The 26,271-nt window shown below is 67.3% G+C and carries 25 protein-coding genes; 9 read left to right on the plus strand and 16 right to left on the minus strand.

Features of this window, described 5'->3' with window-relative positions; translation table 11 throughout:
* From C8258_RS23530 to C8258_RS23545, 4 genes are all read left to right on the plus strand, one after another.
* Window positions 1–390 (plus strand): hypothetical protein, encoded by a 390-nt coding sequence (locus tag C8258_RS23530; protein ID WP_036504793.1) that lies wholly within the window; start codon window positions 1–3, stop codon window positions 388–390.
* Window positions 375–1,949 (plus strand): S1C family serine protease, encoded by a 1,575-nt coding sequence (locus tag C8258_RS23535; RefSeq protein WP_106957093.1) that lies wholly within the window; start codon window positions 375–377, stop codon window positions 1,947–1,949. Before C8258_RS23530 ends, C8258_RS23535 begins: the two co-directional genes overlap by 16 nt.
* Before the next feature lie 9 nt (window positions 1,950–1,958).
* Complete coding sequence (gene tatB / locus C8258_RS23540; RefSeq protein ID WP_106957034.1) at window positions 1,959–2,423, plus strand: Sec-independent protein translocase protein TatB; 465 nt, start codon at window positions 1,959–1,961, stop codon at window positions 2,421–2,423.
* 138 nt (window positions 2,424–2,561) lie between these two features.
* Window positions 2,562–3,398, plus strand: a complete 837-nt coding sequence (locus C8258_RS23545) for a hypothetical protein (RefSeq protein WP_063009109.1) — start codon at window positions 2,562–2,564, stop codon at window positions 3,396–3,398.
* Here the strand turns inward: C8258_RS23545 and C8258_RS23550 are convergent, their stop codons facing one another.
* From C8258_RS23550 to dapE, 6 genes are read right to left on the minus strand one after another with little or no spacing between them, the layout of a single operon-like run.
* Window positions 3,399–4,322 (minus strand): glucosyl-3-phosphoglycerate synthase, encoded by a 924-nt coding sequence (locus tag C8258_RS23550; protein ID WP_083871204.1) that lies wholly within the window; start codon window positions 4,320–4,322, stop codon window positions 3,399–3,401. It lies immediately after the preceding gene.
* A complete protein-coding gene (gene folP, locus C8258_RS23555; protein WP_106957036.1) occupies window positions 4,319–5,197 on the minus strand; it encodes a dihydropteroate synthase in 879 nt (292 codons plus the stop codon). The genes C8258_RS23550 and folP overlap by 4 nt, the downstream gene beginning before the upstream one ends.
* A gap of 45 nt (window positions 5,198–5,242) precedes the next feature.
* The gene (locus C8258_RS23560) at window positions 5,243–7,012 is read right to left on the minus strand and encodes a long-chain-acyl-CoA synthetase (RefSeq protein ID WP_106957094.1); all 1,770 of its coding nucleotides are present in this window, start codon (window positions 7,010–7,012) and stop codon (window positions 5,243–5,245) included.
* Between the two features lie 41 nt (window positions 7,013–7,053).
* Window positions 7,054–7,617 carry a TIGR00730 family Rossman fold protein gene (locus C8258_RS23565; protein ID WP_106957037.1) on the minus strand — a complete coding sequence of 188 codons (564 nt, stop codon included), beginning with the start codon at window positions 7,615–7,617 and terminating at the stop codon, window positions 7,054–7,056.
* Window positions 7,611–8,414: a TIGR00730 family Rossman fold protein gene (locus tag C8258_RS23570; protein WP_106957038.1), complete on the minus strand. Its 804-nt coding sequence runs from the start codon at window positions 8,412–8,414 to the stop codon at window positions 7,611–7,613. The genes C8258_RS23565 and C8258_RS23570 overlap by 7 nt, the downstream gene beginning before the upstream one ends.
* Window positions 8,415–8,432: 18 nt before the next feature.
* On the minus strand, window positions 8,433–9,533 hold the full coding sequence (gene dapE / locus C8258_RS23575) for a succinyl-diaminopimelate desuccinylase (RefSeq protein ID WP_106957039.1): 1,101 nt from the start codon (window positions 9,531–9,533) through the stop codon (window positions 8,433–8,435).
* Window positions 9,534–9,645: 112 nt separating this feature from the next.
* On the opposite strand from dapE, the gene dapD reads away from it, so the two are divergent.
* Window positions 9,646–10,599, plus strand: a complete 954-nt coding sequence (gene dapD, locus C8258_RS23580) for a 2,3,4,5-tetrahydropyridine-2,6-dicarboxylate N-succinyltransferase (protein WP_036504809.1) — start codon at window positions 9,646–9,648, stop codon at window positions 10,597–10,599.
* Window positions 10,600–10,657: 58 nt separating this feature from the next.
* On the opposite strand, the gene C8258_RS23585 is transcribed toward dapD, so the two are convergent.
* The gene (locus C8258_RS23585) at window positions 10,658–11,029 is read right to left on the minus strand and encodes a PPOX class F420-dependent oxidoreductase (protein WP_106957040.1); all 372 of its coding nucleotides are present in this window, start codon (window positions 11,027–11,029) and stop codon (window positions 10,658–10,660) included.
* A 68-nt stretch (window positions 11,030–11,097) separates the two neighbouring features.
* Complete coding sequence (locus C8258_RS23590) at window positions 11,098–12,522, minus strand: acyl-CoA synthetase (RefSeq protein ID WP_106957041.1); 1,425 nt, start codon at window positions 12,520–12,522, stop codon at window positions 11,098–11,100.
* A 163-nt stretch (window positions 12,523–12,685) separates the two neighbouring features.
* Here C8258_RS23590 and C8258_RS23595 point away from each other — a divergent pair, with 163 nt between their 5' ends.
* The gene (locus tag C8258_RS23595; protein ID WP_106957042.1) at window positions 12,686–13,534 is read left to right on the plus strand and encodes an oxygenase MpaB family protein; all 849 of its coding nucleotides are present in this window, start codon (window positions 12,686–12,688) and stop codon (window positions 13,532–13,534) included.
* A gap of 156 nt (window positions 13,535–13,690) precedes the next feature.
* Here C8258_RS23595 and C8258_RS23600 read toward each other — a convergent pair whose 3' ends face one another.
* Entirely contained in the window at window positions 13,691–14,680 is a 990-nt protein-coding gene (locus tag C8258_RS23600) for an alpha/beta hydrolase (protein ID WP_233225279.1), read from the minus strand.
* A 235-nt stretch (window positions 14,681–14,915) separates the two neighbouring features.
* On the opposite strand from C8258_RS23600, the gene C8258_RS23605 reads away from it, so the two are divergent.
* A complete protein-coding gene (locus C8258_RS23605) occupies window positions 14,916–15,938 on the plus strand; it encodes a hypothetical protein (protein ID WP_199195825.1) in 1,023 nt (340 codons plus the stop codon).
* 10 nt (window positions 15,939–15,948) lie between these two features.
* Here the strand turns inward: C8258_RS23605 and C8258_RS23610 are convergent, their stop codons facing one another.
* Together C8258_RS23610 and C8258_RS23615 are read right to left on the minus strand one after the other, a co-directional pair.
* The gene (locus C8258_RS23610; protein WP_106957097.1) at window positions 15,949–16,740 is read right to left on the minus strand and encodes an SAM-dependent methyltransferase; all 792 of its coding nucleotides are present in this window, start codon (window positions 16,738–16,740) and stop codon (window positions 15,949–15,951) included.
* A gap of 192 nt (window positions 16,741–16,932) precedes the next feature.
* Window positions 16,933–17,577 (minus strand): TetR/AcrR family transcriptional regulator, encoded by a 645-nt coding sequence (locus C8258_RS23615; RefSeq protein ID WP_106957043.1) that lies wholly within the window; start codon window positions 17,575–17,577, stop codon window positions 16,933–16,935.
* A gap of 166 nt (window positions 17,578–17,743) precedes the next feature.
* Between C8258_RS23615 and C8258_RS23620 the strand changes: the two genes are divergently transcribed.
* On the plus strand, window positions 17,744–18,610 hold the full coding sequence (locus tag C8258_RS23620) for an oxygenase MpaB family protein (protein ID WP_106957044.1): 867 nt from the start codon (window positions 17,744–17,746) through the stop codon (window positions 18,608–18,610).
* Between the two features lies 1 nt (window position 18,611).
* Here C8258_RS23620 and C8258_RS23625 read toward each other — a convergent pair whose 3' ends face one another.
* Together C8258_RS23625 and pruA are read right to left on the minus strand one after the other, a co-directional pair.
* Complete coding sequence (locus tag C8258_RS23625; protein ID WP_106957045.1) at window positions 18,612–19,580, minus strand: proline dehydrogenase family protein; 969 nt, start codon at window positions 19,578–19,580, stop codon at window positions 18,612–18,614.
* Window positions 19,581–19,617: 37 nt separating this feature from the next.
* Window positions 19,618–21,255, minus strand: a complete 1,638-nt coding sequence (gene pruA / locus C8258_RS23630) for an L-glutamate gamma-semialdehyde dehydrogenase (protein ID WP_106957046.1) — start codon at window positions 21,253–21,255, stop codon at window positions 19,618–19,620.
* Window positions 21,256–21,382: 127 nt separating this feature from the next.
* Between pruA and C8258_RS23635 the strand changes: the two genes are divergently transcribed.
* A complete protein-coding gene (locus C8258_RS23635; RefSeq protein ID WP_106957047.1) occupies window positions 21,383–21,844 on the plus strand; it encodes an acetyltransferase in 462 nt (153 codons plus the stop codon).
* Window positions 21,845–21,852: 8 nt separating this feature from the next.
* Here C8258_RS23635 and dapC read toward each other — a convergent pair whose 3' ends face one another.
* From dapC to C8258_RS23655, 3 genes are all read right to left on the minus strand, one after another.
* The gene (gene dapC / locus C8258_RS23640) at window positions 21,853–22,959 is read right to left on the minus strand and encodes a succinyldiaminopimelate transaminase (protein WP_106957098.1); all 1,107 of its coding nucleotides are present in this window, start codon (window positions 22,957–22,959) and stop codon (window positions 21,853–21,855) included.
* 14 nt (window positions 22,960–22,973) lie between these two features.
* Window positions 22,974–23,297 (minus strand): ferredoxin, encoded by a 324-nt coding sequence (gene fdxA, locus C8258_RS23645; RefSeq protein ID WP_030514872.1) that lies wholly within the window; start codon window positions 23,295–23,297, stop codon window positions 22,974–22,976.
* Between the two features lie 289 nt (window positions 23,298–23,586).
* The gene (locus C8258_RS23655; RefSeq protein WP_106957049.1) at window positions 23,587–26,199 is read right to left on the minus strand and encodes a bifunctional FO biosynthesis protein CofGH; all 2,613 of its coding nucleotides are present in this window, start codon (window positions 26,197–26,199) and stop codon (window positions 23,587–23,589) included.
* Window positions 26,200–26,271 lie beyond the last annotated feature (72 nt).

A 26,271-nucleotide genomic window follows, 5' to 3' on the forward strand; every position in this document is an offset into this window, starting at 1 on the left:
ATGACCGGCGAGGGTCGATTCGCCCCCACCGAACACCTGGCCAATGAGGCCGTCGTCGCGTATGTCGACGGCGAGCTGAGAATGAACGCCTATCTGCGCGCGGCCGAACATCTGTCCCGCTGCCCCGAATGCGCCGCCGAGGTCGAGGCGCAGCAGCAGGCCCGGGTGGCATTGCGCCGGGCGGCACAGATGCAGATTTCCGCGCCGACGGACCTGCAGGACACGCTGAGCCGAATTCCGTTGGCCGACCTCACCGGTAGTAGCACCGACGATATGTCGCGTGGCGCGAGTTTCCTCGGCCTGCGGGCGGATTCGTTCCGTTTCGCTTCCTCCTCGAATCGAGAAATGGGATTCGAGAGCAGGCGGTGGACGGGATGGTGGCGCAAGTAGAGTTTGCGAACGTGACCACCGAATCGACGCCGTCCGCTTCATCGGATTCGGCGGCCAGGGGGAACCTGAGGCCGTCGGACGCGCCCGTGCTGGGGCCGCGCCCGGTGTACCGCCCGGATATCGATAAACACACCGCCCGCGCTTTCCGCCGCCCCGAGGGGCAGGCCGGATCTTTCGCATCGCATACCCAGGCCGCGCCCGCGCCCCGCCACGATGCTCCCGAATTGGTCAATCGCCCGCCGGACGCGGTGCTCGCCGAGGCCTTCGGACGGCCCCCGGGTTCCGACGAACTCCTCCAGCGCGATCCCGAGGCCGGGGCCGACACGCCCGATCCGAGCGCCCCGGTCGATCCGTGGCGCGATCCCGCGGCCGCGGCCCGGCTCGGCGATCCCGCCATCCACACCCCCGCCCCGCAGCCGCTGCCGCCGGGCGTCAAACTCGGCGCCCGCGAGGTGCTGTTCGGCGGCAAGGTCGCGCCCAAGGCCCTGGCGATCCTGGGTGTGGCCGCATTGATCATCGGCGTGCTCGGCGGTCTCGTCGGCCGGTTCACCGCCGAGAACACCGGCGCGCTGACCTCGCGCAAGATCGCGCTGCAGCAGGAGAGCAACACCGACAAACCGCACAGCCAGGTCGCCAAGGTGGCCGACGCGGTGCTGCCCTCGGTCGTCTCGATCCGCGAGACCGTCGGCGACAACGGCGCCCTCGGTTCCGGCGTGGTCATCGACGGCAACGGCTACATCGTCACCAACAATCACGTCATCTCGATGGCGGCGCAGGACAAATCCGGGCGCGCCAAGATTCAGGCCACCTTCTCCGACGGCACCAGGGCCCCGGCCCAGCTGGTCGGCCGCGACCCCAAGACCGACCTCGCGGTGCTGAAGGTCGACGTCAAGAACCTCACCGTCGCCCGGCTCGGGAAGTCGAGCGATGTGCAGGTCGGTGACGATGTGCTGGCCATCGGCTCGCCGCTGGGCCTGAGCAAGACCGTCACCTCCGGCATCGTCAGCGCGCTGCACCGCGCGATCCAGGAGAGCCCCGAGGCCGGCGACGACACCGCGGGCGCCTTCGACGCCGTGCAGACCGACGCCGCGATCAACCACGGCAACTCCGGCGGCGCTCTGGTCGACGGCGAGGGCCGGTTGATCGGCATCAACACCGCCATCCGCAGCGAGAGCGGCGGATCGGTCGGCCTCGGCTTCGCGATTCCGGTGGATCTGGTGCAGCGGGTGTCGCAGACCCTGATTCGCGACGGTGTGATGTATCACCCGTGGCTCGGGGTCAGCGCGAAGACCAAGCAGGTCGAGAACGACGTCATGAGCGGCGCCGCGGTGGCGGATGTGGTCGGCAACAGCCCGGCGGCCAAGGCGGGTATCGCCGAGGGCGACGTGATCGTCAAGGTGGGCGATCGGCAGGTCACCGAACCGGCCGAACTCACCGTCGCCGTGCAGTCCCATCAGATCGGGGAGACGGTGAATTTCCAACTGATCCGCGACGGCCGCCAGGTCGATGTGCCGGTGACGCTGGAATCCGATAAGAACGCCCCGCAAGCACCCCAGTAGCCTGGTCTTATGTTCAATATCGGCTGGCCCGAGATGGTGATCCTGGTGGTCGCCGCGCTGATGATTCTCGGCCCGGAGCGGCTTCCGGGGGCGATACGCTGGACCGCGCAGAGTCTGCGTCAGGTCCGCGACTACGCCTCCGGCGCCACCAGCCAGCTGCGCAACGATCTCGGACCCGAGCTCGACGAACTGCGCAAACCCCTGGAAGAGCTCAACGAACTGCGCAAACCACTCGAAGGTCTGCGCGGGATGACGCCGCGGTCGATGGTCACCAAACACCTCTTCGACGGTGACGATTCGCTGTTCACCGGTACCTTCGGCGGTGCGAATCCGGGTAACGGCTCGTCCGGCAATTCAACGACCTCACAGGCCGGTGCGCCGAATTCTGTGACCCCACCCAATTATTCGGTGCCCGAACCGCCGAAACCGCTCGACCGCAACGAGAAACCGCCGATCGATTTCGACGCCACCTGATCGGAAAGCACTGATAGTCCCCTTGCGGACCGCCCGGTCCGGCCCAAATGCCCGGTGTGCTCGATTGATTCGCCGCATGCGGCGGATTCGTCAACCGGTCTAGACACATCCGGCTGTCGAGCTATCTAGACTTCGCACATGTCAGCCGACGAGGTGGCACGGGTGTTCGCGATCGAAGACAAGGTCGAACGTCTCAAGGCTGCCACCGAAGGGGTCGCGGCGGCCCAGCAGACCATCAACGAGCTCACCCGCATCCGCCGAGCGGTGATCAGAGAGCTGCATGCCGAGGGCTGGACCTTCGCCAGGATCGGTGCGGCAGCGGGACTTTCACGCGCCCGGATCCACCAGGTCAGCACCCAGGGCCCGGTACCGGAAGGTCTGTTCTTCGGGCACGGACCGCTCACCGTGCTGACGCCCGATCTGCGCGCGGTCACTCGCGCCACGCCGCTGATCGGCGCGCCGGATGCCGCCGCACCGCACCGGCTGGCGGAACTGTTGCGACAGCTCGGATTCACCGTCTCGGTCGAACGCTTCCTCCCCGGGCGCCCGGTGGATCTCGACCGTGAGGGCCTGATCGTGCTCGGCGGGCCCGAACTGTCGCCCAGTCTGCGCTATCTGGTCTCGGCCGACCCGCGGCTGCGCCGGACCCTCGCGCGGGCCGGGCGAGTGCGCCGCGCGATCGAGGACCGGGCCGCCCGGCGGATCTACCGGCCGGGCGGCACCGAACCCTTCGACATCGCCTATCTGGCGCGCCTGCCCCGCCCGGACGGGCGCGGGACCATTCTCGTCATCGACGGACTACATCCGCCCGGATCACTCGGCGCGATACGGCTTCTCGGCACCCGGCTGGCGACCCTGCACGAGCGCGCCGACACCCGGGCCTTCTCGGCGGTGATCGGCGTCCGCTACGACCGCCACACCGGCGAACCGATCGAGGTGGATCTCCTCACGCCGATCTACCGCCACGAACGGTGATCAGGCGGCGACTTCGGTGGGACGCAGGGTGTTCATCGGCGGCCGATCCGCCAGGTGCACATCCGTGCTCAGCGCGGTGAATTCCTCACCGATGAGCGGGAATTGCGTCAATGCCGCACCGGAGTCGCGAATTCCGCTGCGCCCCAGCACGGTTCCGAGAATCTGCCGGCTCATCACACCAAGGTCCGACAGCGGACGATTGCGATGCGTGCGCACGCCCAGATTCACCTGGCCGATCGCCGACAGGCCGAGCATGTCGAAAGTGTCCAGCAGCAGGCCGATCTCCACACCGTAACCCGGCGCGAACGGCACCGCGGTCAGCAGTTCCCGCGTCCCCGCGTACTCACCACCCAAGGGCTGCAACACCTTCGACAGATCCGGCCGCAGCGCCGCGAGCAGCGGTCGCGCCACCAGTTCGGTCACCCGGCCGCCACCGTGCTGCTCCACCGCCGCACCCTGGCGCAGCGGACGCCGGTAGTAGGCCTTCACCAGATGCATACCGTCCACGGTCAGCAGCGGACCCAGCAGTTTCGGCACGAACATCGGATCGGGATCGATCAGATCCGAATCGACGAAGGCCACCAGATCGCCGGAGGTCGCGGCCAGTGAGCGCCACAGCACCTCCCCCTTACCGGGAACCGGCTCCAGTTCGGGCACGGCCTGCTCACGGGTGACCACCTGCGCCCCCGCTGCGCGGGCCCGCTCGGCCGTCGCGTCCACGGAGCCGGAATCCAGCACCACCAATTCGTCGACCAGCGTGCCGAGCAGCGGCCGGATACTGGCCACCACATCGGCGACCGTGCGTTCCTCGTTCAATGCCGGCAGCACCACCGAGACGGTGCGCCCGTCCTTCGCGTCGACCAACTCGTCGATCGCCCACTGTGGTCGATCCCACGTATGCGTGGCAGTCCAATCGAACGTCATACCAGACCTCGCAAGGTTCGTGCGGGGGGCCGGATGCCCTGAATCGCCGCGATCATGTCCACTACTCGCCGGGTTGCGGCGACCTCGTGAACTCGGAAGACCCTGGCGCCGGCCGCGGCCGCCCACGCGGTTGCCGCCAATGTCCCCTCCAATCGCTCGGAAAGTCCGACACCAAGAGTCTCTCCGATGAAATCCTTATTGCTCAGCGCCATCAAGACAGGCCATCCGGTATTTACAAGAATGTCCACGGCCCGCAACAGTTCGAGCCCGTGATAGGTGTTTTTCCCGAAATCGTGGGTCGGATCGATGAGGATCGCATCCGCGGCGACCCCCGCCGCGTGCGCCGCCTCGGCAGCCCGGACCAGGGTATCGGTGACCTCGGACACCACATCGGCGTACCGGACCCGATGCGGCCGGGTACGCGGTTGAGCGCCGCCGGTGTGGCTGCATACGATCCCGACACCCAGTTCGGCGGCCACGTCCGCGAGCTGCGGATCCGCACCGGCCCAGGTGTCGTTGATCAGATCCGCGCCCTCGGCCACCGCGGCTCGCGCGACCTCGCTGCGCCAGGTGTCCACACTGATCAACAGGCCGGGATAACGCGCGCGGATGGCCGCCACGAACGGCACCACCCGCCGCGCTTCCTCCGTGGCGTCGACCTCGTCCCCCGGACCGGCCTTCACCCCGCCGATGTCGACCAGATCCGCCCCCTCGGAGACGGCGCGAGCCACCGCGGCCATCGCGGCGTCGTCGGAGAAGGTGGCGCCCCGGTCGTAGAAGGAATCGGGGGTTCGGTTGACGATCGCCATCACCAGCGCCCGATCCGTCGCCACCGGCTTACCGCACAGGGTGGACAGCGGTGACGCAGAACTCATGGTGGTGAGTCTAATTGCCGGGGTATCGGCGCCCTCCGGCACGACCTAGCCCCGGGGTGCGGTACCGGCGGCCACCTCGTCCGGATAGCTCGGGTAGAACGGCACATATCCCTGGTCGCGGCCTTTCAGCACATAGACCGCGGACGAGTCGTCGGACGCGAAGCCCTGTTTGCGCAGATCCACCTTGCGACTCTTGAAGGTCGAGGTGGTCTCCAGTTCGGGCACCACGCGGACGAACAGCGGCACCGCGTACCCGGGCAGGCGGTCGTAGAGCCGGGCGGCCAGCGCGGAGCCGTCGAAGGCGGCATCGGCGTCGAGGGTTACCGCGGCCATCCCCGCCTTACCGTCGGCTCCGGGCACGTCCACGCCGTACACCACCGCCTCGGTGATACCGGGCGCGCCGTCGAAGGCGCCCTCGACCTCGGTGGTCGCCACGTTCTCGCCCTTCCAGCGGAAGGTGTCGCCGAGGCGGTCGACGAAGGCGATGTGGCGCCAATGCTGGTCGCGCACAAGATCTCCGGTGTCGAACCAGCAGTCGCCCTCGTCGAATGCGTTGCGCACCAATTTCGATTCGGTCGCGGATTTGTCGGTGTAGCCGTCGAACGGGGAACGGTCGGTGACCTTCGCCAGCAGCAGGCCCACACCGCCGGAGGCGACCTTGCGCAGTCGCCCGTCGGGGTATCGCCGCGCCTTACCGGTCGCCTCGTCGAATTCCACCACCGCGTAGGGCAGCGGCCCGAATCCGGCGGTGCGGTCCACGCCGAAGGCGTTGATGAAGGCGATATTCCCCTCACTGGCGCCGTAGAACTCCACCACCCGGCCGATGCCGAAGCGCCGCCGGAATTCGTCCCACAGCTCCGGGCGCAGGCCGTTGCCGACCGCCAGCCGCACCGAATGTTCGTGTTCGCGAGGCGATTCCGGCTGATTGAGCAGGTACCGGCACAGCTCGCCGATGTAGATGAACGCCGTCGACCTGGTCGCGACGACCTCGTTCCAGAAATTCGACACCGAGAATTTGCGGCCCAGCGCCAGCGTCGCCCGCGAGCCGAGCACCGCGCCGAGCGCGACCGTCAGCGCGTTGTTGTGATACAGCGGCAGACAGCAGTACATAGTGTCGCCGCCGCGCAGACGGATACCCAGACCACCCAGCCCGGCCATACTCTTCGTCCAGCGTAGATGGGTCATCACGCTGGCCTTGGGCAGTCCGGTCGTGCCGGAGGTGAAGATCAGGAAGGCGCGCTCTCGGGCGCGGACGTCCGCGCACACCGCCGGATCCGCCGGATCGGCGGCGCGGGCCAGCTCCTGCAATTCCTGCGTATACAGCAGATTCGGCGGCGGCTCGGGCAGTGAGCGCAGTGCCTCCTCACATTCCTCGCCGATCACGTTGACCGTGCTGTTCAGCAGGCCGAAGCTGTGGGCGAGTACCTGTTCGCGCTGATTGTGATTGAGCAGCCCGACCGTCGCACCCAGCTTCACCGTCGCCAGCACCACGAACAGCGTCTCGGGGCGGTTGGTCATCAGCACGCCCACCACATCGCCGCGGCGCACACCGCGCTGTGCCAGCACCTCGGCGAAGCAGTTCACCTCGGTATTGGCCTCGCCGTAAGTGTATTCGCGGCCCTCGAAGCGCAGGAACGGCCGATTCGGATACCGCCGTGCCGCCTTCTGGAAGTACAGCCCCACCGAGGATTTGTCGTCCGCGCGCACCAGCATGCCGGTGGCGCCGCGCAGCATGCCCGGCGTCTCCATCGCCATGGCGGGCAGCCTGCGTGCCAGATCCCAGAGACTGATCGTGTTTCGGGCCTCGGCGGTCACATTCTCCTCCAACGATTTCCGGTCAGGCGGTGTCGATGCGCTCAGGCGGTGTCGATGCGCGGCGCCGTCAGGGCTCGGAATGCGGATGCCACATCCGCGGTCACGGTAATCCGATCCAGTGCGGGGCGCCCGATGAACCCGGCCGCGCTCAGTTCGTCCAGCCATGCGAACAGTCCGCGGTAGTGGCCGTTCGGATCGAGCACCACCAGCGGTTTGCCGTGCAGTCCCAGATATCCGCCGGTCCACGCCTCGAAGAATTCCTCCAGCGTGCCGATTCCGCCCGGCAGCGTCAGGAAGGCGTCGGCGCGATCCTCCATGATCTGTTTGCGTTCGCGCATGGTGTCGGTGACGATCAGCTCGTCGCTGTCTACATCGGCGACTTCCTGATGCACCAGGCGTTTCGGGATCACGCCCGTGGTGCGGGCGCCTCCGGCGCGCGCGGCCACCGCCACCGCCCCCATCATCGACACATGCCCGCCGCCGGACACCAGTTGCCAACCGCGCCGGGCGATTTCGCTACCCACGTCGGCGGCCAGCTGCAGCGCGTCCGGATCCGCGGCACTGGCCGAACAGTAGACACACACCGCGAACTGCCCGCTCACCACTGATCCTCCGTCCCGTTGGATTCGTCGCCGCGACGAGCGGCGGCCTGCAGCACGATGTCGACCAGTTCCTCCACACTGTCGGTGACGTGCAGCAGTTCCAGATCACCGGGCGAGATCTTGCCCGAGCCGCTCGGCGAATCGCGCAGCCAGTCGACCAGTCCCGCCCAGTACCGGCTGCCGAAAAGGATGACCGGGAAGCGGGTGATCTTGTGGGTCTGGACCAGTGTGAGCGCCTCGAACAGCTCGTCCAGGGTGCCGAAGCCGCCGGGCAGGCAGATGAACGCCTGGGAGTACTTGACGAACATCGTCTTGCGGGCGAAGAAGTAGCGGAAGTTGATGCCGAGGTCGACCCACTCGTTGAGTCCCTGTTCCATCGGCAGTTCGATGCCGAGGCCCACGGAGTAGCCGCCTGCCTCACAGGCGCCGCGGTTGGCCGCCTCCATCACTCCGGGACCACCACCGGTGATCACCGCGAAACCGGCCTCGGCTAGGGCGGCGCCGATGGCCCGCGCCGCATCGTATTCGGGCGTGTCCACCGGCGTGCGCGCGGAGCCGAAAACGGCGACGGCCCTGGGGATTTCGGCGAGTGCGCCGAATCCCTCCACGAATTCGCTCTGAATCCGGAGCACCCGCCAGGGGTCGGTGTGCACCCAGTCGGTGGGTCCGCGGCCGTCGAGCAGATGCTGGTCGGTGGTTCCGGTGCCCTGTTTGCGCGCCCGGCGCAACATGATCGGGCCGCGGAACTTGGGAGTGGACTTCGGTGATCTGGTCGATGCGGGCTCGGGCGCGGTGGACATGGGACCGAACCTACCGGTTCAGCCTCGGTGACCGGTCAGGTAGTTGCGCAGGATCTCGGTGACGACGGTGATCTGGCGGGTGGGTACGCGCTCGTCCACCTTGTGCGCCAGATTGGGGTCGCCGGGCCCGAAATTGACCGCCGGAACCCCCCGCGCGGCGAATCGCGACACATCGGTCCAGCCGTATTTCGCGCGCACCCCGCCGCCGCCGTGCGAATGGACACGCTCCACCAGGTTCTTCGCGGCCGGAGCCGACAGGCCCGGCAGCGCGCCGGGCGCACCGTCGGTGCGCTCGAAGCTCACATCCAGCCCGTCGAACACCTTCCGCACATGCTCGGTCGCCTCGTCGAGGGTGCGATCGGGGGCGAATCGGAAGTTCACCAGCACCTCGGCCTCGTCGGGCACCACATTGCCGGCCACGCCGCCGTCGACCTTCACCGCGGAAAGCCCCTCGCGATACACGCAGCCGTCGATGTCCACCTCGCGCGGCACATAGTCGCGCAGCCGCTGCAGGACGGGCGCGAGTTTGTGAATGGCGTTGTCGCCCAGCCACGCTCGCGCGGTGTGGGCGCGGGTGCCGCCGAGACCGAGGCGGACCCGCAGCGTGCCCTGACAGCCCGCCTCGATCCACGCGCCCGACGGTTCGCCGAGGATGGCCAGATCACCGTCCAGCCATTCCGGCAGTTCGCGTTCGATGCGGCCGAGACCGTTGTATTCGGCGGCGATCTCCTCGCAGTCGTAGAAGATCAGGGTCAGATCGCAGACCGGGTCGGCGACGGTGGCGGCCAGATGCAGGAACACCGCGTCACCGGACTTCATGTCGACGCTGCCGCAGCCGAACAGCACTTCCTCACCGTCGATCGTCTCGAACCGGCCCGGCACGTTGTCGGCGATCGGCACGGTGTCCAGGTGACCGGCCATGATCACCCGGTGCGGCAGCCCGCGGTTGGTGCGAGCCAGCACGGTGTTGCCGTGCCGCAGCACCTCGAAACCGTCGGTCTGCTCGCGCAGCGCCCAGGCGACGGTGTCGGTGATCGCCGCCTCGTCGCGGGAGACGCTCGGAATGTCGACGAGGGTCGCGGTGATCGAGATCGGGTCGGCGCGCAGATCGATGGTCACCGGACCAGCCTAAGTCTTCGCCCGTCTCACGACCGGGCCGAGCGGCTCGGTCGGGGCGGGCGGCACAGGTAGCCCACCACCTCGCGATCTGCACCCAGTAGGCTGAAGTGCCGTGAGCACACAGGGAGCATCCGCAGTCGGCTTGGCGACGGTGACCGCGAACGGGACGGTCCTCGACACCTGGTACCCGTATCCGGAACTGGGCACGTTCGAGACGTCGGAGACCACGCGGCTGAGCCCGGCCGACGCCGAGTACGCACGCTTCGCCGATCTGGTCGGCCCCGACGAGGCCCGCCGGGTCGAGGTCGTCGCGGTGCGCACCACGATCGCGGATCTGTCGGCGCCGCCGATCGACACCCACGACGAATATCTGCGCCTGCACCTGCTCTCCCACCGTCTGGTCCGCCCGCACGGGCTCAGCCTGGAGGGGCAGTTCGGGCTGCTGGCCAACGTCGTGTGGACCAATCACGGCCCGTGCGCGGTCGAGGACTTCGAGCTGGTGCGCGCGAAGTTGCGCGCCCGCGGTCCGGTCACCGTCTACGGCGTCGACAAATTCCCCCGCATGGTCGACTACGTGCTGCCCGCCGGCGTCCGCATCGCCGACGCGGACCGGGTGCGGCTGGGCGCGCATCTGGCCGAGGGCACCACGGTCATGCACGAGGGTTTCGTGAACTTCAACGCCGGCACCCTCGGCGCCTCCATGGTCGAGGGCCGCATCTCGGCCGGTGTGGTGGTCGGCGACGGTTCCGATGTCGGCGGCGGCGCATCCATCATGGGCACCCTGTCCGGTGGCGGTAAGCAGGTCATCTCGATCGGCGAGCGCTGCCTGCTCGGCGCCAACGCCGGCCTGGGCATCTCGCTGGGCGACGATTGCGTCGTCGAGGCCGGCCTCTACGTCACGGCGGGCACCAAGGTCGCCCTGCCGGACGGCCGCACGATCAAGGCCGCCGAACTGTCCGGGCAATCGAACCTGCTGTTCCGCCGCAACTCGCTGACCGGCAGCGTCGAGGTCGTCGCCCGCAAGGGCACCGGCATCGAACTCAACGCCGCCCTGCACGCCAACTGAGAACGCACGAACGCCCCTTCCGTCTCGGAACGGAAGGGGCGTTTCGTGTGGTGCGGACCTAGTCGATTCCGAAGGCCAGCACGCGCTGCGGGGTGATGCGGATCAGTTCGCGCGACCCGCCGTCGAGGTAGGTGTCCACATCTCGCAAAGCCTGTGCCACGCCCCGGATTTCGAGGCAGCGCACCTGCCACGGATTCACCGAGGCGATGTCGTCCACGACGAAGGCGACCCGCTCCTCCTTGCCGAGGTTGCGGAACTTCTGCGAGGCGCCCATGTTGTGGCCCGCGATATCGATGGTGCCGAGGGCTTCGTTGTAGCGGAAACCCACCGGATTGTTCTGCGGCGATCCGTCCGGGCGGATGGTGGCCAGCCGACCCAGGCGTTGGCCCGCCAGATACTCGATCTGGGCTGCAGACAGCGTTGCGATCATGCGCCGACCTTAGAACCTCGAGTGCGGTACAGGTCAACCCGGCACGTTCCCGGCACCGGATCGATACCTCAGCGCAGCAGCTTCTTCTGGACCTTGCCCATCGCGTTGCGCGGCAATTCGGTCACCATCAGCACCTCACGCGGGCGTTTGTGCGCCGAGAGCTGCTGGGCGACGAAGTCGACGAGTTCACGCTCGGAGATCGCGGTGTCGGGTCGCGGCACCACGTAGGCCCGGATGCGCTGCCCCAGATCCGCGTCCTCGATCCCGACCACGGCAACCTCGGCCACACTCGGGTGGCCGAGCAGACAGGTTTCGACCTCGCCGGCCCCGACGCGATACCCACCGGATTTGATCAGATCCACCGATTCCCGCCCGACGATGCGATGGAATCCCTCGGCGTCGATCGCCGCCACATCGCCGGTGACGAACCAGCCGTCCTCGGTCCAGCTCTCGGCGGTAGCCTCCGGCCGGCCGAGATAGCCGTCGAACAGCATGGGCCCGCGCACCTGCAGTCCTCCGATACTCTCGCCGTCGTGCGGAACCGGCGCCCCCGCCTCGTCGCGCAACCGGGTCTGCACACCCGCCACCGGCAGGCCGACCCAGCCCGGCCGGCGTTCGCCGTCGGCCCGGGTGGACAGGGTGATCATGGTTTCGCTCATGCCGTAACGCTCCACCGGCGCCTGCCCGGTCAGCTCACGCAGCCGTTCGAAGACCGGAACCGGCAGCGGCGCACTGCCGGAGACCAGGAGCCGGGCATTCGCCAATTCCTTTGCGGCGTCGGGATCTTCGGCGATGCGCGACCAGACCGTCGGCACACCGAAGTACATGGTTCCGCCTGCCGCGGCATAGGCGGCCGGAGTCGGTTTACCGGTGTGCACGAGCGGGCTGCCGATCCGCAGCGGCCCCAGCACACCGAGGATCAAACCGTGCACATGGAACAGCGGAAGCCCATGTACCAGAACATCTTTCGAGGTCCACGACCACGCCTCGAACAGGGCGTCGAGACCGGCCGCGATGGCGCCACGACTGAGCATCACCCCCTTGGGCGCCCCCGTGGTCCCCGAGGTGTAGAGGATGAAAGCCGTTGTGTTCGCGGCGGGTTCGGGATGGCTGTGCCAGGAGCGGGCGTGTTTGCGCACCGGGATCACCGGCAGCGTGGAGTTTTCCGGCGCCGCACCGAGCCAGGCCCGCGCCCCGGAATCGGCGAGGATGTGGTCCAGTTCGGCCGATCCCGCGTCCGGCGGCACCGGCACGGCGGCGACCCCGGCGATCAGGCAGCCGAGGATGCCCAGCACGGTGGTGGCGGTGGGGCGGGCCAGGATCGCGACGCGGCCGGCCCCGGCGATCCGTTCGGCCACCGAGGTCGCGGCGCCGACCAGATCGCTGCGCGAGAGCGTCTCACCGTCGATGGTGACCGCATCGGGAATGTCGTAGCCGGCGGCCACGGCGGCCGGATTCAGCGAGGGCAACAGCGGCAGCGAACCGTAGGACATCGGGCCAACCTATCAACCCTGCTCGGTAATCCGGCACCGCCGGCACTCTCCCTGCCGGGCGGCCCGTTGCGAATTCGTCTCGTCGTCGCGCGGCCGTTGACAGCGCAGTGAGGTGGTGAGACTGTCGAGATACAGCCTTCTCACGCGGAGATGGGGGTCGACGATGACCACGTCCATTCGCACGTCGCCCGGGCAACCGGTCGCCGAATACGATGTCGCGGCGCACCTGGACGGTTCGGCCGCCTTCTTCGGTGCCGCGGTCAACGTCATCATGCAGCTGTCGCTCCCGCCCGTCGGCTACGGCGTGGTGGAGAGCACCGTCGACAGCGGCAAGGTGATGTTGCATCCGGTCAAACGCACCCGCACCACGCTGACCTACCTCGCCGTGGCCATGCTGGGCAGCGACGACGAGCGCGCCGCCTACCGCGCGGCGGTGAACTGGCAGCATCGCCAGGTCCGCTCGACCGCGCAGAGCCCGGTCAAGTACAACGCCTTCGATCCGAAGCTGCAGCTGTGGGTGGCAGCCTGCCTGTACTGGGGTTCACGCGACCTCTACGAGCGGATGCACGGCCCGATGCCCGAGCAGGAGGCCGAGGCCTTCTACCGCCACGCCGCCCGGTTCGGGACCACACTGCAGATGCCGCAGGCGATGTGGCCGGCCGACCGCGCCGCCTTCGACGCCTACTGGAACCGGCAGCTCGCCGAGGCCCGCATCGATCCGACGATCCGCGCGTACTTCGACGATCTGGTGGATCTGAAGATGTTCCCGCCCCCGGTTCGCCTGCCATTCAAGCGATTTCACCGCTGGGTGGTCGCCGGGTTGCTGCCGCCGAATCTGCGCGCGCAGATGGAGATGCCGTGGACGGCGGCCGACGACCGCCGTTTGGCCCGGCTCTTGCACGCGGTCGGCGCGGTGGAGGAGCGAGTTCCCAAGCAGCTCAAAATGTTTCCGGTCAACGCGTATATGTTCGACATGAGGGTCCGGCGGCGCCTGGGGCTGCGGCTGGTATGAGGCAACATGCCTCGTGCTGGTTGTCAGGAGTCGGCGATCCTGGAGAGGCGATCACCACGACGTCAACGAGCTCGTCAAAGCCGCGCTGCGGGAGGGATTTCCGCGAGATCTCACGGTGGCACTGATCCCGGCCGACCCGCTGCGGCTCGATGACGGTTATTTCCCGACCGTGGAATTCGCCCAGTCGATGACAGTACGCTGGTAGTCGACGGTATTGCGGGCCAGGTTCACCGCGTGACCACTGCCGGGGAGCACGAAGGTGCGCAGTTTCGCGGCGGGCGCGAAGAACGGTGACTCCTCTGCCTGCAATGTCGAAGTGTTGGCGCAAGCGGCGTAGTCGGGTCCGCAGAGCATACGATCGCGGCTGCCGACGACCACGAGGACCGGCGCGTCGACGAAATTGGACATGCCCGGCAGCGTGGAGAGCATTCCGTCCGGATACTCGGTGAGCGAGAAAACCTCCTTGGTCTCCTCGTCCTGAGCGAGTACACCCGGATCGACATCGGCCGGATCGAAGAAATCATGCATTCGGGTGCCCGGCCGGCTCGCCAGATATCCGGAATCGATTCCGTGCCCGGCGAATCGGGGCTCATCGACCGCGGGGTGATAGGTCGCGATGACACTCAGGGTCTCGGGAACATTGACCGCGTGCGAGTAGCCGGTCAGGAGAATGCCGTCGACATCGTGATAACTCGTGGCTTCCATGATGGCGGTGCCGGAGGTCAGCGAATGCCCGGCGGTGACCACCTTGGCGAACGGCGCGGTACCAGGAAGTCCTGTGCGCGCGGCCTGGACGATACTGTGCAGATGCTGCGCGGTGGCATTGGCGGTCAGCGACATACTCGGCGGGCGGGTGCTGTCACCGTTGCCCAGTCGGTCCACCACGAGGGTGGCGTATCCGGCCGCGTTCATCGCTCGCCGGAAATTGTAGGTCTGCGGCTGATAGGCGAAGTCCCAGTAGCTGCCGTTGAAGTTGGATCCCGACATCAGCACCATCACGGTGTGCGCACCCGGCGGCGTGCACAGTGTCGCGCCCAGGTAGCCCTCCGGTACCGGGAACGGGAAGGATTTGCAGGTGGCCCCCGTAGGGGCAGCGGCCGACACACCGGATGCGAAGCAGCACATCATGATCGCGGAGATAATCACTCGTACCCACATCGAGATTCGCACTGACCCGCTCCCTGTGAGGACGTCCGGCGGAGAGGCGCCGACGACCACGGCATTCGTCTTTATTCGGCGCAGGCTATATGCAGACACCTTCGGACGCAACATATTCGCCGCGAAACAGGCAACGATGTGCCGAATTCGGTTCGGAACGAGGATATTTCGATTTCGTTTCCGGCCGTATGCGCGAATGTGCGTTGATCACTACTATTTCGGTATGGTCGATCGAGCGGTGCATCTCGTCGGAAGTTTCCCGGCCGAGAGCGCCGATGACGCGATGCGAGCGATGATGCGCGGTGCGGGCCCGTTGCTGCGCACCCTGCCCACCGGGGAGACGCGCCGCCACCAGACCTATGTCCTCCCGATAATCGCCGACCTGGCCGAACAGGGGATTCTGGAAGTGCGGCGGGTGCGTGGACGCAGAAAGCTGTATCGGTTGCGTTCCGGCGTCCAACCGGACTCCGCCGCAATGTCGCTCGGCTACTCGGCCGAAGCCCGCGAAGCATTCCCGATCCACACCGAACTGTGCGAACCGGACGGCCCCGCGCTACAAGTCGGGATGGCGACCGATTTCACGCTCGGATTCATCGCCCTGGGCTTGCCCGGAGTGATCGCGAACCGCCGGGTGTTCACCGCCGCGACCGTCGCGGAGATGGCGGCCGTGCGGAAAGCAGCCACAGACGTGGTGATCCAGTTGGAGGCGCCGGCCGAGCTGGTGTTGATGGCCAAGGCACAACCGCTGCACCGCGCCGCGGACTCAGCGCTGGGGCTGAGCAGAGGCATCGCGGCATTGGCCGCGCGGGCACCGGAGGGCACCCGCTTCGGCCTCCACCTGTGCCTCGGAGGTAAACGCAACCGGGCGGGGGCGGTCCTGCGGGACGCTCGACCCCTGGTCGATCTCGCCAATGCCGTTGCGCGGTACTGGCCGTCGGGAAGAACCTTGGAGTACGTGCACGGCCCGCTGTCGGGCACCGGCATACCAGCGTCGAACCGTCCGGAATTCTATGCCCCGCTGGCAGATCTGGATCTGGGGGACGGGACCGCCTTCCACGCCGGATTCGTCGACCCGGCGGCCACCGAGGCGGCCTCGATGCGAACACTACGCCTGATCGAAACGGCGCGCGGCCGCCCCGTCGAAGGGGTCTCACATGCCTGCGGCCTGGGACGCTATCCGCGCGCCACGGCTGAGACGCTCATCGCCCGGACGGCGGCAGTGGCGCGGGCCGAGGCCACGAGCTAGTACCGGCGGACTAGTACTTGCGGGCAATGCCGCCTATGACGACCATCCGGGTTTCGGGAAGATCGTCGCCGAGCCAGTGCTGGATCGGGGCGACCCCCGGATCGAGCAGGTCGAACTCCTTGAAGATGGTGGCGACGTCGGCCCTGGAACGGAAGACGAACTGGGCTGTGCTGCCGACCGTATCGGTCACGGTCTGAGTGACCCATGTCTCGTCGCTCTCGGTGGCGCCGTGGGTGAATGCCACATAGCTACCGGGCGCCATCACCTCGTGGAATCGGGACATCACCACACCCGGGGCCTCGTCCTCGAGCACGAAGTGCAGCACACCGACGAGCAGCATCGCGATCGGCTCGGCGAGATCGATGCCCGCCTCCGTGGGCAGTCGCGCGATGATGTCGTCGGGATCGCGGAAATCGCCGAGCATCGTTGTGACACCGGGGGTTCCGTCGTACATCGCGTTCGTGTGCGCGAAGACGACCGGGTCGTAGTCGATGTAGGCCAACCGTATATCGGGATCGACCTGCGTGATCACCTCGTACACACTCGGTGAGGTCGGAATGCCCGAACCGATGTCGACGAATTGGCGGATACCCGCCTCCGCGGCCAGTCGCGCAGCGCCCGTGAGGAATTCGCGGCTGAACGAGGCAACCGTACGATTGTCCGGTGCCAGGGACAGCATCCGGTGCGCCACAATCCGATCGGCTTCGTAGTTGTCCTTGCCGCCCAGCAGGTAGTTATAGATCCGGGCCGCATTCGGTTTGGTCGGATCGACGCCCTCCGGCGCTGGTCGTCCCTCGCTCACCCACATCTCCTCGCCGTTTCGGTAAGGGTAACAGCGATGCTCGGTCAGTGCCGGTGACCACGAATATGTCCGGCGCCGGACTTGCGGTGCGAAATACAGTCCGGGGGAGCTCATGTGACATTCCGGACGCGGTGAGATTCGGCCACAACTCGACATCGCCGGGCACACGCCAGCCGATGCCAGGATCGGCGACTAGGAAATCCGGAAACCGGGAACCACGTGGTCGCGGGCGAACTGACGGCAGGCCGCCTCGTCGTCCACCGGGATCAGCGTCTGCGGAGTCAGCGCGAGCGAGAGCGCGTTGCGCGCGACCAGCTCGGCCAGCGGCAGCGGATCGTACTGCGGCAGTTTACCTTCCGTCTGCAGGCGGGTGATGAATTCGGCGACGTAGTCGCGCCCCAGCTCGATCACCGGCGCGCCCTGCACGGTGAGATAGGGCAGTACGACCTCGGGTTCGGTGGTCAGCAGCCGGTCGAGCAGTTTGTTGCCGCGCAACCCGTCCAGGAAGGCGACGAACAGTTCGACGATCTGATCCTCGGCGCTGGCGTCGCGATCGATCTGACGCTGTACCGCGGCGTCGACCTGTTCCACGAACTGGCGCGCCTGCCACAGCCCGACGGCCTGGATCAGATCGGATTTACCCGCGAAGCGCCGGTACAGCGTCGCCAGCGACAGCCGTCCGCGCCGCGCGACCTCGACCATGCTGGTGCGTTTGATGCCGAAATCCAGGAAAGCCAGCAGCGCCGCGTCGAGTACCGTGGTCTGATTGCGGTCCTCCGGACCCGCGCCGCGCACCAGCGGCAGGAGCCGAGTCGACAGTTTGGTCGATCCGGTCATGGTCGTTCCTCTCCTTCACCCGGGTCGCGGACACGGTGGCGCTCTCATCATCCCATATGGTCAGCGGCCCTGATTGACATGATGCCACACCGATGAGAAGGTTTACACGAAAGCTTCTCATATTCTCTCGCCGATCCGGCGGGGAGGAACAGGAGACGAGTCGACGATGACCGCCCCCCTGCGCGCGACCGACTACGAGCCCGAGGTTCCGGGTGACGAACTCACCCCGGAGACGGTGCGCGCACACATCGACGGCGTGGCCGCCTTCCTCGGCGGCGCCGCGAACGTGATCATGCAGCTCAGCCACCCGCCGGTCGGCTACGGCGTCCTGGAGAGCACGGTCGACAGCGGCAAGGTGACGCTGCATCCGATCAAGCGCCTACGCACCACGCTGACCTATCTGGCCGTGGCGTGGCTGGGCAACGACGAGGACGTGCAGAGCTACCGGGAGGCGGTCAATGCCTCGCACCGTCCCGTGCATTCGGGTCCGGACAGCCCGGTCAAGTACAACGCCTTCGATCCGAAGTTGCAGTTGTGGGTGGCGGCCTGCTTGTACTGGGGCGTCGATGATCTGTACCAGCGCATGCGCGGACCGATGGATCCCGAACTCGCCGAACGTTTCTACCGCTACAGCGTCCGGCTCGGCACCGGTCTGCAGATGCGTCCGGAGATGTGGCCGGCCGACCGGGACGCGTTCTACGCGTTCTGGGAGGAGAACCTCGCGACGAAGACCATCGACGAGCCGGTGCGCCGCTACTTCAACGATCTGATCGATCTGAAGATGCAGCCGCGCCCGATTCAGTTGCTGGCCGGGCGTTTCCACCGGTTCACCGTCACCGCCCTGCTTCCACAGCACCTGCGCGACGAGATGGGGATGCGCTGGACCGCACGCGACGAACGCCGGTTCCGGTTCATCCTGCGCTCGATCTCGGCGGTGTGGACGCGGATGCCCACGGTGATCCGGGTCTTCCCGTTCAACTTCTATCTCGCGGATATGCGGCTGCGCCGGCGCTTCGGCCGGCCGCTGGTCTGATTCAGCGCTCGGCGAGGGCGCGGAGGAAGAAGCCGAGGTTGGCCGGGCGTTCGGCCAGCCGCCGCATCAGGTAGCCGTACCACTGGTTGCCGTAGGGCACGTAGACCCGCACCGCGTGACCGGCCTCGGCGAGGCGCTGCTGTTCGATCGAGCGAATGCCGTAGAGCATCTGGAATTCGAAATCGCCCGGCGCGCGCCCGTTCCGAGCGGCCATGTCGTGGGCGGCGGCGATCATGACCGGATCGTGGGTGGCGACCATCGGATATCCCGACCCGGCCATGAGCAGTTCCAGGCAGCGCAGATACGACTCGTCCACGTCGGCGGTGCGCTGATAGGCGACGGACTCCGGCTCGCGATACGCGCCCTTGCACAACCGGATTCGCGCGCCCTCGGCCGCGGCGACGCGGCAGCGATCCTCGGCACGGCGCAGATAGGTCTGGGTGGCGACCCCCAGCCAGGGATAGTCGGCACGCACCATGCGCACGGTCGACTCGGTGGTTTCGGTGGTGGTGTGGTCCTCCGCGTCGACGGTGATCCACACCCCCGCCTGCTGTGCCCGCTCGCACAGCGTGTGCAGATTCGCGGTGGCGATCTCGGGGCCGTCGAGGCCCAGTGACTGCCCCAGCGCGGACAGTTTCACCGAAACCTCCACCGGTGCAACCGATTGCACCGACCACGATCGGTTCCATCGGGCTTGGAGATTCCATCGGGCCAGGTCGTCGATCAATGCCAGATATTCGGCGACCGCGTCGTCGGCCATCGACCGCTCGGTCGTGTACTCACCGAGAAAGTCGACGCTCACCATCCGGCCGCTGTCCAGTAGCGCGGTGACGACCGGAGCGAGATCGGTGCGCGTCTCACCGGCGACGAATCGATGCACGACCTCCGCGGTGACCGGAAACCCGGTGATCGCCCGCTTCATTCGCACCGAACCGGCGGCGGCGAGGATGGCAGGACGCAGCGGGTTCATCGTCGCGCCCGGCCGGATGCGGCCACCGGTTCGCCGTTCATTCCGACTCCATGTGCGGATACCGGTAATCGGTCGGTGGCACGAAGGTTTCCTTCAGTGTGCGGGGCGCGACCCAGCGCAGCAGATTCAGATACGACCCGGCCTTGTCGTCGGTGCCCGATGCGCGCGCACCGCCGAAGGGCTGCTGACCGACCACCGCGCCGGTCGGCTTGTCGTTGACGTAGAAATTGCCCGCGGTGAAGCGCAGCGTGGTGGCGGCCCGGTCGATCGCGACCCGATCGCGGGCGAAGACCGCGCCGGTCAGCGCATAGGGCGCCGCCGAATCCACTTCCGCGAGTATCGCATCGAAGGCCTCGGGGTGATCGTCGTCGTAGACGTACACCGAGAGAATCGGGCCGAAGTATTCGGTGGTGAACGCCTCGTCACGCGGGGTATCGGCGAGGAGCACGGTGGGCTGGACGAAGAAGCCCTCGCTGTCGTCGTAGGTGCCGCCGGCGGGTATGCCCAGACCTGCCGAGCGGGCCCGCTCGATCGCGGCGACGTTCTTGTCGTAGGCGCGCCGATCGATCACGGCCCCACCGAAATTCGTCAGATCGGCCACGTCGCCGTAGCTCAGTTCGTCGACCTGGGTGAGGAAATCGTCGCCCATCTCCCGCCACAGCGAGCGCGGAATATAGGCACGGGAGGCGGCCGAACATTTCTGCCCCTGATATTCGTAGGCGCCGCGAATCAGCGCGGTACGCAAGGCATCCGGATCGGCCGAGCGGTGCGCGAGCACGAAATCCTTACCGCCGGTCTCCCCCACCAGCCGCGGATATCCGTGGTAGCGACCGATATTCGAACTCACCCGCTGCCACAGGTGCTGGAAGGTGCGGGTCGACCCGGTGAAATGGATACCGGCCAGGCGCGGATCGGTCAGCGCGGCCTCCGACAGCTCGATGCCGTCACCGGTGACCAGATTGATCACCCCCGGCGGCAGCCCGGCCTCCTCGAGCACCCGCATCGTGTAATAGGCCGCCAGCGTCTGGGTGGGCGAGGGCTTCCACACCACGGTATTGCCCATCAGGGCCGGCGCGGTCGGCAGATTCCCGGCGATCGCGCTGAAGTTGAACGGGGTGATCGCGTAGACGAACCCCTCGAGCGGACGGTAATCCATCCGATTCCACACGCCCGCAGACGATTCCGGCTGCTGCGCCAGGATGTGGCTGGCGAAGGCGACGTTGAACCGCCAGAAGTCCACCAGCTCGCAGGGCGCGTCGATTTCGGCCTGATACACCGATTTCGACTGGCCCAGCATGGTCGCGGCGGCCACCGTCTCCCGCCACGGCCCGGCCAGCAGATCGGCGGCCCGCAGCAGCACCGCGGCGCGCTCGGTGAACGGCAGCGCCCGCCACTGCGGCGCCGCGGCCGTCGCGGCCTCGATCGCGGCCCGGCCTTCCTCCTGAGTCACATCGGCGTAGGTGCCCAGCGCGTGCGCGTGCCGATGCGGCATCACGATCTCGGAGCGGGGCCCGGTCCCCGGCCGATGCTTACCGCCGATCACCAGCGGCACATCGACCGTTTGCCCGGAAATTTCGGCAAGTTTGCCGATCAATAGTTCTCGTTCCCGGCTCCCCGGCGCATACGAGTGAACCGGCTCGTTCGCCGGAGTCGGGACAACCGTGACAGCGTCCATAACGCCAGGCTAGTCCCGCGACAGGGCGATGCTGCGGTAAACCGACGAGTACGACGCGCGTCGCGTCGCCGGAGCTGCCGAGCGATTGCCGGAGCAGTACGAGCACCGACTTTCGTATCATCCGAGGGTGAACGAGATATCCGGCGTCCAGTTACGTCCTTCGGTAGGCGCCGCAGAATACCCGCGGCTCGTGGCGGTCTGGCGCAGTGCGGTCCAGGCCACGCACGACTTCCTCGCCGCTGAGCACGCGGCCGACATCGAGAGCAGGCTCGCGGCAGACTACTTTCCCGCGGTCGAGTTGACCGTGGCCGTCGCCGAGGGGACGGTTACCGGATTCTCCGGTACCGCGGACGGGCAACTGGAAATGCTGTTCATCGATGCCGGCCATCGCGGTCGCGGAATCGGCTCGGCGCTGCTGCGGGCGGCGCTCGCGCGCTACCCCGCACTCACCGTGGACGTGAACGAGCAGAATCCGCAAGCGCTGGGCTTCTACCGCCACCACGGATTCGTCGTCACGGGCAGATCCGAGACCGATGGCGACGGACGCCCGTACCCCCTCCTGCATCTGAGGTACGCGCCCGCTCGGTGAGGAACCGGTCAGGCGGACAGCCGGACCGCCGCGGCCGCGATGCGCTCGTCGGTCGCGGTCAGGGCGATGCGCACGTGCTCGGTGCCGGTCGGACCGTAGAAGTCACCGGGTGCGGCGAGGATGCCGCGTTCGGCAAGCCAGTCCAGGGTGGTGCGGCAGTTCTCGCCGCGCGTGGACCACAGGTACAGGCCGGCCTCGGAATGGTCGATGCGGAAACCCGCCTCCACCAATGCCTTTCGCAGCACCTCACGGCGGGCGCGGTAACGTTCGCGCTGCTGCGCCTCGTGCCGGTCGTCGGCCAGTGCCGCGGTCATCGCGGCCTGGATCGGATACGGGACCATCATGCCGGAATGCTTGCGCACCTCCAGCAGCTCCCGGATCAGCTCGAGGTCGCCGGTCACGAAACCGGCCCGGTAGCTGGCCAGATTCGACGTCTTCGACAGCGAGTGGATGGCCAGCAGACCGGTGTGGTCGCCGTCGCTGACGCGCGGGTCGAGGATGGACACCGCCTCGGCGTCCCAGGTCAGACCCAGGTAGCACTCGTCGGAGGCGACGATCGCGCCGCGTTCGCGCGCGAAGGCCACCACCTTGCGCAGATGGTCGATACCGAGCACCCGGCCGGTGGGATTGGACGGCGAGTTCAGATAGATCAGCGCCGGCGATTCCGGGCCCAGCCGGGTCATGCCGTCCGCGCGCAGAATTCGCGAACCCGACAGCAGGGCACCCACCTCGTAGGTCGGATACGCCACCTCGGGAATCACCACCAGATCCGCGGGGCCGAGGCCGAGCAGTCGCGGCAATCCGGCGATCAGTTCCTTGGTGCCGATCACCGGCAGCACCGCATCGGAGCCGATACCGGACATGCCGAAGCGGCGCGCCACCGCCGCCACCGCGGCCTCCCGCAGTTCGGGGGTGCCGTAGGTGGCGGGATATCCGGGTACGTCGGCGGCCGAGTCCAGCGCCGCGCGGATCAGCGGGTCGACCGGGTCGACCGGCGTACCCACCGAAAGGTCGACGATGCCGTCGGGATGCGCCGCGGCGCGAGCCTTGGCCCCGGCGATGGTGTCCCAGGGAAAATCGGGCAGCAGACTGCTGACCCGCACACGATCGCGGATCACCGAAACGCTACCTACTCGTTCGCCATCGGCGGCAGCGCGGCGATGAACGGCACGTCGTAGTCGGTCTTGCCGACCTTGGTCGCGCCGCCGGGCGAGCCGAGGTCATCGAAGAAGTCGACGTTGGCGTTGATGTACCCGCTCCACTGGTCCGGGGTGTCGTCCTCGTAGAAGATCGCTTCCACCGGGCACACCGGCTCACATGCACCACAGTCCACGCACTCGTCGGGTTGGATGTACAGCATGCGATTGCCCTCGTAGATGCAGTCCACGGGGCATTCCTCGATGCACGCCTTGTCCTTCACGTCAACGCACGGTTCAGCGATGATGTACGGCACTGCCGTTCTCCTAGTCTGTCCTTGCCTGCGGGACACTTCCGCCCGCGCAACAGTATCCCGGCGACTCACATTACAACTGGTCAGCCTTGCCTAACTTGTCGATCCCGACGGGATGCGACACACCGTGTCCGTCGGTGTTCTCCAGACCGGTCCGGCGGTGTTCTCCGCGCCGGCTCGGCGGCGTCCGATTCGCTGTGTTCGCCGCGTCCGGTTCACCGGGGCCACTGGGTGCGCGACGCCGCTTCCGGAGTTCCGCGACTCCGGTACCGGAAGCGGCGCCGCGCCGCAATCAGCCGACCGTCAGCGGCAGGGCCGACACCTGGTGTTCCGGTATCCCGTAGGTGGTGGTGCGCTCCCGCACGGGGCGACCGATCCCGGCGCCGATCTCGACCAGTTCGGCCACCGACTTCGCCGAGCCGTGCTCCGATCCGGCCATCCGGGAAATGGTCTCCTCCATCAACGTACCGCCCAGATCGTTGGCGCCGCCGTTGAGCATCACCTGGGTGCCGGTGATGCCCAGTTTCACCCAGCTGGTCTGAATATTGGCGATACGCCCGTGCAGCATGATGCGCGCCAGCGCGTGCGCCGCGCGGTTGTCCCGGATCGTCGGCCCCGGCCGCGACGCACCCGCCAGATAGAGCGGTGCGCTCTGATGCACGAACGGCAGCAACACGAATTCGGTGAAACCACCGGTCTCGTCCTGAATGCCGCGCAGCACCCGCAGGTGGCCGACCCAGTGCTTCGGATTGTCGACGTGGCCGTACATCATCGTCGAACTCGACCGAATGCCGAGTTTGTGCGCGGTGGTGATGACGTCGATCCATGCCGAGGTGGGCAGCTTGCCCTTGGTGAGCACCCAGCGCACCTCGTCGTCGAGGATTTCCGCGGCGGTGCCCGGAATCGTATCCAGCCCGGCCTCTTTCAGCGCCGAGAGCCAATCGTGCACGCTCTGCCCGCCGCGCGAGGCGCCGTTGACGATCTCCATCGGACTGAACGCGTGCACATGCATCGACGGCACCCGCTTCTTGACCGCCCGCACCAGATCGGCGTACCCGGTGACCGGCAGGTCGGGGTCGATGCCGCCCTGCATACACACCTCGGTCGCGCCCTCCACATACGCTTCCCAGGCTCGTTCGGCCACCTCGTCGGCGGACAGGGTGAACGCGTCGGCATCGCCCTTGCGCTGCGCGAACGCGCAGAATCGGCACCCGGTGTAGCAGATGTTGGTGAAGTTGATATTCCGGTTCACCACGTAGGTGACGTCGTCGCCGACGGTGTCGCGGCGCAGCTGATCGGCCAGGGCGGCGATGGCGTCGAGTTCCGCGCCGTCGGCGGTGGCCAGCGCCAGGTACTGATCGTCGGTGAGCCCGGCCGGATCCTTCTCCGCGGCACGCAGCGCGCTCAGCACGTCGGTATCGAGCTTCACCGGTGCGCTGAGCGAAAGTACTTGTTCCCGAACGGTTTCCCAGTCACCGAAGGCGCCGAGGCCGTCGCTGTCCAGGCCGGAATCGCTGCGGGACTCGGTGTTGCGACCCTCGGTGTCGATGGCGGTGTTGAGATCCACCCGGCCCAGCGACTCCCAGGACTGGTCGGGTTCCTGCCACGGGTGACCGGACGGATTCACATCGCGAGCCAGCCCGGTACGCGGATCGGCCAGTGCGGCAACATGTCCCAGCACGCGCGGGTCGATCCAGGGATTGCCGGCGAGCACATATTTCGGATGCGCCGTCAGCCGCTCGGTCAGCGTGTAACCGGCCTGTGCCGTCACCTCGGCGAGCACCTCGAGGTTCGGCCACGGCCGCTCTGGATTCACATGATCCGGGGTCAGTGGCGATACCCCGCCCCAGTCGTCGATACCGGCGTCGATCAGGGCCCGGCACTCGTCGAGCGACACCAGATTCGGCGGGGCCTGAATCCGCATCTTGGGCCCCAGCAGCAGCCGGGTCACCGCGATCGTGGCGCGGAACTCCGCCAGATCGGCGTCGGGGGTGTCGCGCATGGCGGTATCGGACTTGGCCAGGAAGTTCTGCACGATCACCTCCTGCACATGTCCGAATGCCTTGTGCGACTTGCGGATCGCGAGGATCGAGTCGACGCGCTCGGCATAGGTCTCACCGATGCCGACGAGGATGCCGGTGGTGAACGGAATGCTCAGCCGCCCAGCATCGGTGAGGGCACGCAGCCGGACCTGCGGATCCTTGTCCGGGCTGCCGTAATGCGCCTGACCACGCTCGGTGAACAGGCGCTCGGAGGTGGTTTCCAGCATCATGCCCATCGACGGGGCGACCGGCTTGAGCCGCGACATCTCCGCCCAGCTCATCACCCCCGGATTCAGATGCGGCAGCAGACCGGTTTCCTCGAGCACCCGGATCGACATGGCGCGCACATAGTCGAGGGTGGAATCGTAGCCACGCTCGTCCAGCCACTGCCGCGCCTCCGGCCAGCGATCCTCCGGACGGTCACCCAGCGTGAAAAGCGCTTCCTTACAACCCAATTCGGCACCCTTGCGGGCGATCTCGAGCACCTCGTCGGGTTCCAGATACATGCCGTGACCTTCGGCGCGCAGCTTGCCGGGCACCGTCACGAACGTGCAGTAATGACATTTGTCGCGACACAGGCGGGTGAGCGGAATGAACACCTTGCGCGAATAGGTGATGGGCAGGGTGTCCCCGGAATACGTCTCCCGCAGCCCCGCGTCCCGCACCCGGGCCGCGGACGCGGACAGATCCTCGAGATCCGCACCGCGCGCGTGCAAGAGCACCACGGCCTCGTCGAGATTGAGCGTCGCCCCGTCGCGCGCGCGCCGCAAGGCTCTGCGCATGGCCGAAGAACTCGGCGGAACGGGCGGTACACCAGGAGTCGGTAGCCCAGTGTGCGGTTGTTCGTTCACGCCGTCGATCATGCGCCAACCATCCGAGTGTTCTCCCTTCGGTGCCCTGTGACGTGAGACAACCCGGCGGCCTTCGCAGGTTAT

The sequence above is a fragment of the Nocardia sp. MDA0666 genome, assembly GCF_003023875.1.
Lineage (GTDB): Bacteria > Actinomycetota > Actinomycetes > Mycobacteriales > Mycobacteriaceae > Nocardia > Nocardia aobensis.

Coding starts and splice junctions, on each gene's coding strand:
- C8258_RS23530 (WP_036504793.1), top strand. CDS start 1: ATGACCGGCGAGGGTCGATTCGCCCCCACCGAACACCTGGCCAATGAG.
- C8258_RS23535 (WP_106957093.1), top strand. CDS start 375: ATGGTGGCGCAAGTAGAGTTTGCGAACGTGACCACCGAATCGACGCCG.
- tatB (WP_106957034.1), top strand. CDS start 1,959: ATGTTCAATATCGGCTGGCCCGAGATGGTGATCCTGGTGGTCGCCGCG.
- C8258_RS23545 (WP_063009109.1), top strand. CDS start 2,562: ATGTCAGCCGACGAGGTGGCACGGGTGTTCGCGATCGAAGACAAGGTC.
- C8258_RS23550 (WP_083871204.1), bottom strand. CDS start 4,322: ATGACGTTCGATTGGACTGCCACGCATACGTGGGATCGACCACAGTGG.
- folP (WP_106957036.1), bottom strand. CDS start 5,197: ATGAGTTCTGCGTCACCGCTGTCCACCCTGTGCGGTAAGCCGGTGGCG.
- C8258_RS23570 (WP_106957038.1), bottom strand. CDS start 8,414: ATGTCCACCGCGCCCGAGCCCGCATCGACCAGATCACCGAAGTCCACT.
- C8258_RS23585 (WP_106957040.1), bottom strand. CDS start 11,029: ATGATCGCAACGCTGTCTGCAGCCCAGATCGAGTATCTGGCGGGCCAA.
- C8258_RS23590 (WP_106957041.1), bottom strand. CDS start 12,522: ATGTCCTACGGTTCGCTGCCGCTGTTGCCCTCGCTGAATCCGGCCGCC.
- C8258_RS23595 (WP_106957042.1), top strand. CDS start 12,686: ATGACCACGTCCATTCGCACGTCGCCCGGGCAACCGGTCGCCGAATAC.
- C8258_RS23605 (WP_199195825.1), top strand. CDS start 14,916: ATGGTCGATCGAGCGGTGCATCTCGTCGGAAGTTTCCCGGCCGAGAGC.
- C8258_RS23615 (WP_106957043.1), bottom strand. CDS start 17,577: ATGACCGGATCGACCAAACTGTCGACTCGGCTCCTGCCGCTGGTGCGC.
- C8258_RS23620 (WP_106957044.1), top strand. CDS start 17,744: ATGACCGCCCCCCTGCGCGCGACCGACTACGAGCCCGAGGTTCCGGGT.
- C8258_RS23625 (WP_106957045.1), bottom strand. CDS start 19,580: ATGAACCCGCTGCGTCCTGCCATCCTCGCCGCCGCCGGTTCGGTGCGA.
- pruA (WP_106957046.1), bottom strand. CDS start 21,255: ATGGACGCTGTCACGGTTGTCCCGACTCCGGCGAACGAGCCGGTTCAC.
- C8258_RS23655 (WP_106957049.1), bottom strand. CDS start 26,199: ATGATCGACGGCGTGAACGAACAACCGCACACTGGGCTACCGACTCCT.